General features: G+C 62.5%; 8 protein-coding genes. 3 read left to right on the top strand and 5 right to left on the bottom strand.

What is annotated here, in order from left to right; all coding sequences use genetic code 11:
• Positions 1–11 precede the first annotated feature (11 nt).
• Both ACZK2R_RS11260 and ACZK2R_RS11255 read left to right on the top strand, forming a co-directional pair.
• Positions 12–500 carry a hypothetical protein gene (locus ACZK2R_RS11260; RefSeq protein ID WP_180837045.1) on the top strand — a complete coding sequence of 163 codons (489 nt, stop codon included), beginning with the start codon at positions 12–14 and terminating at the stop codon, positions 498–500.
• 71 nt (positions 501–571) lie between these two features.
• Positions 572–1,144: a hypothetical protein gene (locus tag ACZK2R_RS11255; RefSeq protein ID WP_180837043.1), complete on the top strand. Its 573-nt coding sequence runs from the start codon at positions 572–574 to the stop codon at positions 1,142–1,144.
• 432 nt (positions 1,145–1,576) lie between these two features.
• On the opposite strand, the gene dsr1 is transcribed toward ACZK2R_RS11255, so the two are convergent.
• The 5 genes from dsr1 to ACZK2R_RS11230 are packed head-to-tail and all read right to left on the bottom strand — an operon-like array spanning position 1,577 to position 11,827.
• Positions 1,577–5,359 carry an anti-phage defense-associated sirtuin Dsr1 gene (dsr1, locus tag ACZK2R_RS11250; RefSeq protein ID WP_180837041.1) on the bottom strand — a complete coding sequence of 1,261 codons (3,783 nt, stop codon included), beginning with the start codon at positions 5,357–5,359 and terminating at the stop codon, positions 1,577–1,579.
• Positions 5,360–6,508 (bottom strand): restriction endonuclease subunit S, encoded by a 1,149-nt coding sequence (locus tag ACZK2R_RS11245; RefSeq protein WP_180837039.1) that lies wholly within the window; start codon positions 6,506–6,508, stop codon positions 5,360–5,362. It abuts the gene before it with no gap.
• The gene (locus tag ACZK2R_RS11240; protein WP_180837037.1) at positions 6,505–8,301 is read right to left on the bottom strand and encodes a class I SAM-dependent DNA methyltransferase; all 1,797 of its coding nucleotides are present in this window, start codon (positions 8,299–8,301) and stop codon (positions 6,505–6,507) included. The genes ACZK2R_RS11245 and ACZK2R_RS11240 overlap by 4 nt, the downstream gene beginning before the upstream one ends.
• Positions 8,302–8,315: 14 nt before the next feature.
• On the bottom strand, positions 8,316–10,715 hold the full coding sequence (hsdR, locus tag ACZK2R_RS11235; protein WP_180837035.1) for an EcoAI/FtnUII family type I restriction enzme subunit R: 2,400 nt from the start codon (positions 10,713–10,715) through the stop codon (positions 8,316–8,318).
• 29 nt (positions 10,716–10,744) lie between these two features.
• A complete protein-coding gene (locus ACZK2R_RS11230) occupies positions 10,745–11,827 on the bottom strand; it encodes a site-specific integrase (RefSeq protein WP_180837033.1) in 1,083 nt (360 codons plus the stop codon).
• 103 nt (positions 11,828–11,930) lie between these two features.
• On the opposite strand from ACZK2R_RS11230, the gene ACZK2R_RS11225 reads away from it, so the two are divergent.
• Complete coding sequence (locus ACZK2R_RS11225) at positions 11,931–12,836, top strand: DNA-binding protein (RefSeq protein WP_180837031.1); 906 nt, start codon at positions 11,931–11,933, stop codon at positions 12,834–12,836.
• Positions 12,837–12,975 lie beyond the last annotated feature (139 nt).

Below are 12,975 nucleotides of genomic sequence, written 5' to 3'. Positions count from 1 at the left end.
GGCACAGATGGATGCACGCTCCATTCCCGAACATGCTGCTTCCCCCGGACCTTACGTACGAGTTCCTTGGCACTTTCGCGCGGTGCGAATACGCCCTCAAAGGCTCAGGATTCGTCCGGGGCGGAAGTAACTCAGTAGAAGCCAACTGGGATTCTTTCGCTGCAAGCATCGACTGGCACTTTCGTCGAGTGAAAGACCCTGCATTCAAAGAGGCTGTCGCCTATCTCCTGGCCGAACCACCGAGGAAGCAGGTTCTTAAAGATGGGCGAGTGGGCTGGAAGGATTCACCTCCAGACCCCAATCTGCCGAAAGCACAGCAGACATTGCTAATGATTCGCAGGGTTCGAAATAACCTCTTCCACGGCGCAAAGGTCTGGTCACCTGAGTACATGAACCGCGACCGGGACATAGATCTTGTTAGAGCAGGGATTCTTGTCTTGGATCACTGCATTAGGATCAATGATGAGGTGCGTATTTCCTACGAAGTAGGTGCCTTCTAACAATCCATTCAAGCTGATGCCGCTTCGCGGCTCGGCTTAATTCAGCCTTTAGACGCCATGGACGGTCGCACGTGAACGATCCGGATTTTCAGAAGCTTCTCTCGGATCACAATGTCGTGATCGTGCATTTTTCTCACTTCGCTGTGATGGGTCACTCGGTTGAGTTCCCAGACGATCTATTCCATGCGATCTGTCATCATGACAAGGAGACACGGTCGTGCTGTGCCCTCTGGCCTGGGCATGAGATGGAACTGCCGGGCTCTGTCGGATTGATCTTCCAGCCGACGATTGATCAAGTTGTATCGGTCTTGGCAGATGACTCTGGATCGTCCGACTTCGAGGGTAAAGAGAGATCAGCGGGTGAAGTTCCAACCCGCGAGACCCTCTTAGCAAGTCTCGAAGTTCCATCGGGACGCTACAACGAGTGGAGAGTGCGTGGTGCAAAGCCAACGGGCATCTTTGTGGCGGACGTGTCCAACATTTTCGCCAAGAAGAAGCAACAGCTGCACTTCAACGGCACATCAATCGACGAGATTGGCTGTATTAGCATCACTTTGCAGTCCGTACTTGATGCATTTCCTGGATGTTCCGTCCACACCTTGCGGCAAAATGGCCTTCACAAGGTCTGTAGCGATGGCTTTTAACAATTCATTCGAGCCGACGCCGCTTTGCGGTTTGGCTTAAGTCAGGCGTTAGGCTTGCAATTCGGACCACGCCTCATGCGAAGGCATCCGCCGTTAGGACAGCCTGCGGACGAGGCTGTAGCCCTCAGGGAATTGCTGTTGCGAGCGCCAGGAGTCACGGCTGTTACATCCGTCGAGCTACATCGCAAAGGCGGCTTCATCGCATTGATGGACTTCGAAACGGGAGCCTTGGATGGGTTCATCAATCACATCAAAGCCGACGGATGGATGGGCGTCTTATGAGGCCAGGATCCATCGGCCTAGCGAGTCTTTCCAGCAGACGGCCGTCGACAGTCGCTGAAATCAGACGTGGTTGATGTCCACTTCTGGCCGGAAGCGGACGGCACTGGGGCGGGGGATTAGGAAGATTTATCGTGGCTACGAGCTCAGATCCTATCTGCGCCCGCTCTGTCTTAAGTACACGACCAGCTGTTGAAAACGTGGATCCGCATCGAGGTCAGGCGCGACCGAGCTTATCTCCTCGAGGCAGTCGCCGAGGTCACTGGGCGGCCATTGGGTTTGATCCCCTATCACCAGACTCAGGAAGTCCAGTGCCTGTTCCGGAAACCTGTCGCAGAGACCTGCCTCGTATAGCCGATGCACCAAGTAGTCCGGATGGGCCGGTGGTTGCAGCCAAGCGCGAAGCAGCGTCAAGGCTTCGGGGAACGCATCGTGTGCCGCTACGCAAAGGCGGCCGAGGCTTTCGGCGATAGCAGGTGAAACGTTGTCTCGCGTCTTGGGCCAGATGGCATGCAGATACGGGGCGACCCGGTGGCTCCAGTAGTCGGCCCTTTGATCACCCGCTCCCTCCAGTGCTCGGACCAATGCATGTGCTGCATCGTGCAAACCGTCCGGAGGTAATGAGCGTGTAGCGGTCGCCAGCTCGGCAGTGGTGAACGTGTCACCCGGATCGAGGGCGGCGAATGTCAGCAGCGATGCGTATTGCCCGTCGTGCTTGCCCAATGCCGCATAGTGGCGCGCGGTGTCGAGGAAGGCCGGCTTGAGCATTTCCATCAGCGGGCGGTACAGGCGCGGTGACCACAGGAAGCCTTCCCACGCTGCACGTGCTTCGGCTTCCGAGCACTGCCAGACGAAAAGCGGCAACAGGTGTTGCGTCGCCCAAACCCCGTCGACGCGGAACAACGCGATGACATGGGCCGCCAACAACACGCGGCCATGCCGAAATTTGTCGATCCGAGGATCGCAAAGCTCGGTGAACGTGGGCTTGATCTCTTCCGGCAGGCCTTGTCCATCCTCCAGCGAGCGTCGATACCACCAGCGCAGCAGTGCCTCGGTGACGTGGCCCACGGGATGATTGATGGCTCGCCCGACGGGGTCGTCGGTATCGACACCGTCCTGATGATCCATGGCCAGGATACGGCGAGCGAGCAGGAAGAAGAGTGCTTCGTGGCCTTCGAAGGTCTTGGCAATGGACTGTAGCCACCAGCTGATACCATGGGCGAGCGTCTGCAGTACCTCGGCAGGCGCGGCGGCCAGGATCGGCGCCATGTAGCGCCAGGAACGCTTCAGGAGTTTTTCTTCTGACCAGGCCTGCAAGGCCTCGCGCCAGCGCTCTGTCGGCCAAACACCTTCCTTGGCCAAAGCGCACAAGGCACAAGCGGTCGTAGCAAAGTTCTCGCGACAGCGCTGCCGCCAGTCATCTTCCTGCCAATGATCTGTGCCCGGTTGCTGCCTGAGCCACTCGATCAATTCACGGCGACGACGCGGCGTGGCGACGAACTTGCGCCACTCGTCGCCATCGCCCATCCAGTAAGGAAATTCATCGCGCTGATCCGCCGCCAGGGTCCACTCCGGATACCGTGCCGAAAGCCCACTTAGCCGGACGCTGCTTTCAGTACCCAAGACCGCGCCGGCCTCAGCCATTTTTGCCAGCCGCAGCCAGATTTTGCGGTCAACGATCCCGGTCCAGCGCTCCGGCTCGATGTCGTCCTTGAACATGTCGCGCGGAGGACCGACGAGCACGGCCTGTTCCAGTTCGCGCAGCATCACCTGATCAAGGTGCGGCGCCAGGGCCACCAGCAGGCGCATGGCCTCCCGTTCGGTTTCCACCGACCACAGCCACCAGTGATCGTCCGCCAGCAGCCAGTCGAGCGCTTGGCGATGGGGGATCACGGCGTCCTGTGCGGCGGCAAAGAAGGTGAGGCGCCGGAATAGCGGATAGGGCGCCTGCCACCACGCATGCGCCACGAGCGCCGCCCGCGCCGGCGATTGCGCAACAGTGGCGAGCCACGCATCCCGGGTCAGGTCGATCAATGCGGTCCAGTCGTGGAAGTCTCGGTTCTGTGGGTGTTCACTGATCGAGGGTTGATGCATGTAGGACAGGTCGCTCCTGTCCTCTGCGCTGCCAAGCTCGCGCATCAGATCAAGCGCATCGCGCAATAGGGCGCTGACATCGGAGAGCAGCTCCGGCAATGCGGCGTCCCAGCGCTCATCCCTGGGCAGATCACGCAGGCTGGAATGGACGTGATCCGTCGACAGCACGATCTCCCATTCCACCAGCTCCTTGATGTGCTCCGGCTCGCGGGCTTCGCCGTCCTCTGCGGGCCAGCGGAACGGCTCGCGCAACGATACGCGTGGTGTCAGCATCTCGCGCAGTTCCAGGCGCAGGGTAGCTGTGAGTCCATCGCGCTTGAAGCGGTCGCGCCAGCGGTACAGGTCGAAGTCGCGCAGCCACGATTTCACGCGCCCGGTCAGCAGCAGCCGCCAAAGGGTGCGCATCAGCGGGCCGGGGATCGCGTTGGGTGCGCCCTCACGAATGCGCGCGAACTCGGCTGTGTTGCCGTCGCGTTCCAGTTTGGCCAGCTCGTCCAGACGGTGTTCGATCCACCAGACCAGATCGTCATGCAGCTTCCCGCCGCGCTTGACCAACCATAGCAGCAGCGCCGGGTCATCCAGATGACGGATCAGCCAACGCGCCAGTTGCCGCATCACCTCGTCCCAGCGGCTGCCGCGCGCACCGGCATCGACGATACACATCGACGGTGCGAGCGGATACGGCGAAGGTCGGCGGGTCAGGCTGAAGGTGAGCTTGTCATCTACGGTCGTTCTGGGCGGCACACCAAAGCGCCCCAGGTCGGCATGCTCGTAGCGTTCCTCGCTCAGCGGCTCCAGCCAATCCAGTGACGGCACCGGGTCCAGATCGGCAAAGCGTCTGGCGGGCAGGCCGCCCGGATCGCTCAGCGCCCACAGCAGGCGGCCGACGAAGTCGTCCTGCCGGGTACTGGCCATGGGGCGGGCCATGGCGCATTCGACCATGATGCGCTCCTTGCCGCGCACGCCGTCGCGATAGGTTTCGGCCCAGGCGCGAAGGGTTTTGTGCAGGTACGCATGCCGGTTGTGCTCGCGGTAGAGGATGGGCGTGACGTTCTTGGCTCGCCATTCGTTGGCCCGTTCCTCTTCCTTGCCTTTGGAGAAACTGCCGAACGCGAACATCTCCGGTGGCGACTCACCCAGCAGACGGTCGGCTGCCAGCGCATCCATCATGTAGCGCAGCACCGGGTCGTTGATGCTGTAGCCGACGAAGCACACGGTGTAATTGCGGAACAGCTCGCTGACGAAACGCGCCGCCCAGCGTTCGGTGAGATAGGCCAGGCCGAAATCACCACTGGAGACGACCAGGCGATCCAGCTCGCTCGCGGTCGGTGTGGCACTGAGCAGACCATGCAGATACACCAGGCCATCCCAGCGGTTCTTCGGCACCGGCAGCAGTGGCGCCTGAAACCTCTCGATGGTCAGGCGCTTCGCCGCAATCACCTCCTCGAACAGGCGATCGAAGTTGGTGGTGATGAGGCGGGTCTGGCCGCTGCGGCACTTGCCCAGTGTCAGCAAGGCTTCATGGGTGGCGGTCGCGTTCGGGGCGCTGAGATCGGGTGTCAGGATACCCGCCAGTGTCCGACGCACCGTCTCTCGGCCGCCGACGATGGCCGCTTCCTGCAGGCCGATGGCTGTATCGAACTGCCCGGCCTTGATCGCTGCCTGCTGTACCGCGTTGGGTATGGCGGCCAGCGCTTCATACACCTTCGCCACCAGCCCGGCGAAGCCCGGCAGGCGCGCCGGGTAGGAAATGCCCGCGCCGCAGAAGAACACCACGCGTCCGTCCTCGTGCGCCTGTAGCAGGCGCTCGGGGATGTCGGGGCCGTGGCGGACAAACTGCATTCAGTAGGCCTCGGAGAACACGCGTTCCAGCGTCGCCGGGATCAGCGCGTCGTTGGCCTGGCGGATGGAGGCGTGGCGGGCTTTCAGTTCCGCCACCTTGGTTTGCAGGGCGTCGAAGGTGCGCTGAGTGACAATCGGCGGAAGCGGCACTTCAATCTTGCCGAGATTTGTCAGGCTCAGCGTGCGGTTTCGATCTGCTGTTCCCGGTGACGCGAACCCGATCTTCTCTAACCCGTCAGGGCTGAGTAGGAAGTACGTGAGAAACCCGGCAGTGAGCACGGTCGAGTCAGGAACACAGGTGATGTATCGATGCGACGCTATGCAACCATCATGTTCAGGGCTTGCAACAGCGATTGCGCCCTCCCATGCCTTGATGTTGCTGAGAACGACATCCCCTGATTTGATCCACACAGGCTTCTGCCATGTGGCATCAGCACCGTCGAAATCAGGTTTCACGAATAGTCCCCTTCCGAAGGACCGTGCACCCACCTCCCGATACCTTTTGTCGATGTCTATCGTCACCGAGCGGCGAACAGCAGGCGTCACCTCCGACATTGGTCGCAAGGGCGCACCGGCAATCGCGTCACGAAAGCGCACGGCGAGCAATCGGTCGGCGTCGAGCTCGATGGCATCGAGCCGTTCGTTGACCTGCCGAACCTTGTCGGCCAGTGTGTCGAGGCGGCTGACGATGGCTTGTTGTTCGGCAAGCGGCGGCAGCACGATTTGCTGTGCAAGAAATCGATCTTCTTTGATGCGAACGCGGTTGGTCGTGCCTTCGCTGGCTGCCTTGCACAGATCGACGAAGTGACGTGAGCGCACCATCCATCCCATGAATGCCGGAGCGAGTTGTCTGCTGTTGGCAAACTCGAAGGAGGGAAAGTCGTTGCTGACGATCGCACCATCAAGCTCTTGCGGAACCAGTCCGATTGCGCCGTTGCGGGCGTCGATCTTGGAGAGGATCAGCTGGTTGGCACGCACTACACGTCGCGGAGTCGTGACATCAGCACCGCGAACTTTGCCACGGCTGATAACGCCTTTTCCCCAAAGACGGATGGTGACTTCGTCGTACTCGACGTCCGGCACGCACACGGCAGGCTCGCTGGAACGACAGAGCACATCGCCCAGTGCGATCTTCGGCCACTGGCTCATCCCTGCACCTCGACTACCAGAGCCTCGATCTCCTCGAGCAGGCGCAGCACATCTTCCTCACCCGCGCGCATGGCGGCCACCAGGTCCTTCGGATCGGCGTGCTCCAGTCCTTCGGCGGCATGCGGGTTCTTCAGGTCCAGGTTGTAGATCGGCCAGTAGAGCGCGTCGCCCTCGGCCTGCGCGGCCTTGGCGGCAGCCTCATGGGCCTGCTGGCGGGTTCTCAGCTCGCGCAGCTGCGCTTGCAGCGCGGCCTTGTCGCCATTGGCGGCATTGTTGATGGCCTGATCCAGTTCACGGATCGGCTTGCTTGAGGAGAAGGCACTGGCGCGCTCGGTGTCGGCTCGTTGCCAGTGCGGTGTAGCGGCGTCGATGGCGGCGGCGCGTTTGGCTGCGAAGTCCACGCGCCAGGCCTGCGGGCCTTCCTCGCGGGCGCTCCACCAGTCGAGCACTGCTGCAAAGGCCTCGAAGGGCAGCGGTGCGGTCTTGCTGTATTTCTTGCGACCTTCGGGCAGCGGCAGTTCGTAGTACCAGATGGTGTCGGTGGGGCCACCGCGTTCAAAGAACAGCAGGTTGGCCGGAATGTCGGTATAGGGCGCGAACACACCTTGTGGCAGGCGCACGATGGTGTGGAGATTGAACTCCTTGAGCATCTCCTCCTTGATGACCGCGCAGACACCATCTCCAAACAGGGTGCCGTTGGGCACCACCACGGCGGCGCGGCCTCCCTGCTCTGCGCCATGCCCGGCATAGCGCAGCTTGCGCATGATGTACTGAAGGAATAGCAGTGCGGTTTCGGCCGTCTGCATGTTGGCCGGGAAGTTGGCCTTGATGCCGGCTTCTTCCTCGCCGCCGAAGGGCGGGTTGGTGAGGATTACGTCCACCCGCTCGCTGTGGCCGATCTCGGTGATGCGCCGCTCCAGTGTGTTGCCGTAGGCGATCTGCGGCGCTTCCAGCCCGTGCAGCAGCAGGTTCATCTGCGCCAGCATGTAGGGCAGCGGCTTGGCCTCCTGCCCGAACAGCGTGTCGCGCTGCAGGGTGCGGCGCTGGTCCGGATTGTTCACCTGCTGGGCAATATGGTCGTAGGCTTCCACCAGAAATCCGCCGGTGCCGCAGGCCGGGTCGAGCATGGTCTCGCCAATGCGCAGGTCGGTGACCTGCACCATGAAGCGCACCACCGGGCGCGGGGTGTAGAACTCGCCCGAGTCGCCGGCGGCGTCGCGCATCTCGCGCAGCATGGATTCGTACAGGTGCGAGAGGGTGTGGATCTCCTCGCTGCTGCTGAAGTGAATGCCGTTGATCTTGTTGATGATGTCGCGCAGCAGGTAGCCGCTGACCATGCGGTTCTGCACGCCACGAAACACGTTGGCGATGACCTCGCGCTGGCTGCCTTTCTCGCCGCTGCCAGCCAGGCCGCGCAGGTGGGCGAACAGGCCCGCGCCGCGTGAGCCGTCGGCGCGGTGGCATTCGTCCTGGTTGATGAAGGCCAGCAGTTCGTCGCCAGTGAGACCATCCTCGCGCGCAGCCCAGTCGCGCCAGCGGTAAGGGGGTTCGATGATGGGGTGGTAGGGCTTGCCGTCGAGCTCCGCTTCTTCCTCATGCACGACTTCGAGGTCGTCGAGGAATTTGAGAAACATCACCCAGGTAAGCAGTGGCAGGCGGTCGACGTCGCCATTCAGGCCCTTGTCCTTGCGCAGGATCTTGCGCGCGCTGCCGATCAGCGCCGACAGGTTGTCGCGCGTGGTCAGCGGTGCCTTGGCACGTTTGGTTCGGGTCTTCTTTTCGGTTGCGGCCATTCAGGAACTTCTCGTCATTGGTAAAGGGCCGTCTGCAGGCGCGAGACGGCTTCCTTGAAAGGTTTGATGCCGCCGAAATGCCGGGTGGCGATTTCGGAGGGGCTGCCGAAGCGGTCGAAGGGTTGCACCTTCATCAGCTCGGACAGGGCGTTGAACTGGACGATGCCGCGCTCGATGTACTTGTCGAGCAGCAGCGTGAGGATTTCGCGGGCTGAATCGCCGTACTGGCCGAACAGATCCTGCGCTGCCTTTCTGGCCTGTTCCGCGCGGTGGCGGCGGGTGAGCAGCGGCGCGTTCCAGGCCAGATGACACAGCAGATCGAAGGGGTCGGCTTCAGGCTGGTTGGCGCTGGCCGCCAGTTCCTCGAAGCTGATGCCGCGCTCGGTCAGCTCGCGCAGCACCTCGGCGCGGGTGTCGGGGTTGGCCCAGGCCGATTGCAGCGCATCGCGGGTCGGGTACAGGGTCCGAACGGTGCGGCCCGAGTATTCGGTGTACTTGACCACTTGAAGTTTCTTGCCGTCGGTGTCGAGGTCGTAGACCAGATGGCCGATGACCTCGACGTCGCCCCCATCCACGTAGAACTTGCGCGGCTCCTCCAGCGGCTCGGCGATGATCTCACCCTGGCCTGCGTCGGCTTCCGTGGAGTCTAAGGTGTAGTCGGCCGGCGGCTCTTCGACGCCGGGTGGCGCTTCGATGACCGACTCGATGGTTTCGCCGGCGTCATCAATGGTCACTTCCTCTATGCGCGCGGGGTCGCCATCGAAATCCGGATCAGCAAAGTGCCGGGTGGCGGTGCCGGTGAAGTCGATGATGTTGAAGTATTCCTTGCCGTAGTCGACCTTCAGCCGTGTGCCGCGCCCGATGATCTGCTTGAACTCGGAGCGGGAGCCAACCACGCGCGCCAACACCACGTTCTTGACCATTTCGGCGTCGACGCCGGTGGTCAGCAACTGGGAAGTGGTCAGGATCACCGGCGTGGGTTTGTCCACGTCCTGAAAATGCGCGAGGTGGGTGAGGCCAATGGCGCCTTCGTCGGCGGTGACGCGGCAGACGTAGTCGGGGTATTGCTTGACCAGATCGCTGTTGAGGTTGACCAGCTCCTGGCGCATTTCGGCCGCGTGCTCCTGGTCGACGCAGAACACTATGGTCTTGGCGAAGCGGTCGGTGCCCTTGAGGAAGTCGGCAAGGTGCTTGGCGATCGCCTTGGTGCGCGCACGCAGCGCGATGACGCGCTCGAAATCCTTGGTCTGGTACTCGTCGTCCGGCACCGGGCGGCCGAAGCGGTCGAGCTCGTCCTTGGACGGCCGCCAGCCGGCGGCATCCACCGTGGTGATCACGCGATGCACCCGATAAGGCGCGAGGAAGCCATCCTCGATGCCCTGGCGCAGGCTGTAGGTGTAGACCGGGTTGCCGAAGTATTCGTAGCTGTCGCGCGACTCCTCACGCAGCGGCGTGGCCGTCATGCCGAACTGCACGGCGGGCGCGAAGTAATCGAGTACCGCGCGCCAGTTGCTGTCGTTGCGGCTGGAGCCGCGATGGCATTCGTCGATGATGATCAGATCGAAGAAGTCCGGCCGGTACTGGCGGAACACGTCTTCGTTGGCGGTGGACAGCGCCTGATAGATGCCGAAGTACATGTCCCGGCTCTGGCTCACGTCGCCCCCGGCGATCTTGTGGCGGGCATCGCCAAAGGGTGCGAACATCTTGGCCATCGGGTCATCGACCAGGATGTTGCGATCGGCCAAGAACAGGATCTTCGGTCTCCGGTATTCCCCGGTGCGGTTCCAGCGGCTGTTCCACAACTTCCAGCACAGCTGAAACGCCACGCAGGTCTTGCCGGTGCCGGTGGCCAGGGTGGCGAGCACGCGCTTCTGGCCAAGCAGGATGGCCTCGATCACGCGGTTGACCGCGATCTGCTGGTAGTAGCGCGGCACCTTGCCCGACACCAGGTTGAAGGGTTCGAGCAGGTGGGGTGTGGCCGGATCGGGCAGCGCGGTGGCGGCGGTCAGGCGCTGCCAGAGTTCGGCGGGCGTGGCGAAGCGATCCACCTCACGTTCGGTGCCGGTGGTGTAGTCGATCTCGATGATGCGATGGCCGTTGGTGGCATAGGCGAACTTCAGGCCGAGAATCTCGGCGTACTCTTTGGCCTGCTGCACCCCGGTTTCCGCCGGCAGCCCCAGTTCTTTCGCTTCGACGACGGCCAACGGATAGTCGCGCCGGTAGTACAGCAGGTAGTCAGCACGCTTCTGCTTGCCACGGCGCACACGGCCACCAGTGACGATGATGCGGCCATTGGTGAAGGTGCGCTGCTCGCCGATCACGTGCGGCGTATTGCCCCATCCGGCCTCGACAAGCTTGGGTGTGACCAGTTCCCGGCAGGTGTCGGCCTCGCTCACGATTTCGCCAATTGTCATCAGTGCCCCCCCCTAGTACCCATGCAATTCTACTCGAGCAACCTGGCTGCTGGATTCTGGTCGCATGCACCCGATTGGAAGTAGCCCAATACACTCGACACCGACCGGTGCTCAGTCAGCTGCATGATCGCCGGCAGCGCCACACCCTGACGGCTGGCCTCGGTCACAAACCCTGATCGCAGGCTGTGTCCGCCAAAATCCCCCTCGAGGCCCGCCAGGCGTGCCCGCCGCTGCACGATCTCGCCGACGGCGGCCGGGGACAGGGCAGGGCCGACCCGCTGCTTCCACAGCCGCCGGAAAATCGCCCCCTCGGTGACCCCGGATGCTTCCAACCAATCCTGCAAGGCGAGAGCAGCCCGGTCCAGTACCGGCTTGTCCGGGGTCGATGTGGCGGTGACGCCGGCCTGCTGGGTCTTGCTGTGCTCCAGCCGGTAGATGTAGCCCGCCTCGCCGATGCGGCACAGGTCGCGCAGGTCGGCGGCAGCAATCTCGCTGCGCCGGCGCCCGCCACTGGCAAACCCGAAGCAGAGCAGGGCGCGGTCACGGATCCCTTCCAGGCTGTCGTCACAAGTGGCCAGCAGCGCTTCCAGCTCGGGCAGGGTGATGGCGGTCTTCTTGCGGGGTCGTTCGCCCCGTTTGACCGCCGCCCGGGCGGCGCGACTGAGCACGGTGCGGATCGCCGGTTGCTCGCAGGGGTTGGGGGCTTGCTTGAGTCGGTGCGCGGTGGACAGCACGGCGACCCGATGGCGCACGGTGGCCAAGGTCCACGGGCCGAGCTTGGCCTTCAGGCCAGCGGCCACCAGCGCTTGGTCGACGGCCGGCGGCAGCTCCCACGCCAGTTGGCCGTCGGCCGAACGGCGCTGCACATGGTCGACCACGAACTGCAGCACGGTGGCCTCGGGGACCGGCAAGGTCAGCTCGATGCCGTAACGCGCGGCATGCCAGCCAGCCCAGTAGCGTAGGGCACTGGTGTAGCTGCGGGTGGTGTTGCCGGCCGCGGCTTCGGCCAGCAACTCGCGCACCGCGTCGGCGGCTTGGTGGGCCAGCTGTTCCGGCAGCAGTAGGCCGGAAGCGGTCGCGGCGAGGACGGGAATCACGGAATTATGTTTCATACTATGTAATGTATACTACGCATTAGAGCTTATACTCGCGATAATCATCACTTATCGCGAGTACGTTATCAGTAGAGTAGGGTGCCAGTACAGGAGACTTCGCATGGCCCGCGGCATCACCGAAACTGACGTCCATACCGCCGCCGACGAGTTGGTCGCCAAGGGCGAACGCCCAACCGTAGAGCGTATCCGGGCTCACCTGGGAACAGGCTCACCGAACACGGTGACCCGCTGGCTGGAGACATGGTGGAACCGACTTGGCACGCGCCTGCAGCCAGCGCGTCCGGACCTGGAAGATGCGCCAGCGGTGTTGGCAGAACTCGCCGGGCAATGGTGGGAGTTGGCGCTGAAGCATGCCCAGGAGGCCGCCCGTCAAGAGCTTGCATCGTCCGAGCAGGCCCTGGCTGCCGAGCGTGATGCGCTGGCGGCCAGTTCCCGACTTGCGGCTGAAGAGCTGGCGCAAATGCGGGCAGAGCGTGACGTTGCAATCACCGGGGAGAGAATTGCAACGGCCCAAGCTTCAGAGCTACAGCACCTGGTCGACCAGCTTCAGCTACAGATCTCTGAACTTGCAGAGCAGCGCGACCTCGAGCGTCGAAGAGCCGACCGAACCGAGACAGCGAGACAGCAACTCGATGTCCGGCTTCATGACGCCCTGGAGACGGCGAAATCTGAGCGGGAAGACTGGACCGAGTACGTCAGATCTGTCGAGAATCGGGCGCTAAACGATGTTGATCGAGCACGCCAGGAGGTGAAGGAACTCCAGACGCAGCTAAGCAAGACATCCGAAGAACACAGGGCCCTTGAGAAGCAGCTGCGTCAGGATATCCAGGCCGCCCAATCGGCGGCAGCAACCGCCAGCCGGTCTGCGGATATCCTGCGCGGGAAGTGTGACGCTCTCGAGGGACAACTTTCAGCGCTTCAAAACTTGCCGGCTCAGCTTGAAGTGGCACTAAAGCGGTCCAAAAGGGTTCCTTCGCCTACGACTCGGAAGCGCCCCAAGCAATAGGGCGCACGCTGCGACCCCAAAGGCTGGTAGAGGTATCAGCTCTAAGGATTTCACGTCAATGCAGGGCGTCTTTTCAGTAGCTCGAGCGAATCCAGGGCATCTTGTCCGAGGGTTCTCAGATCTACGGGCGAATTTCACC

The organism is Stenotrophomonas sp. 96582_Sma, assembly GCF_056480905.1.
Note: the sequence above shows the minus strand (reverse complement) of the source record. Positions and strands in the feature narration are given on the sequence as shown.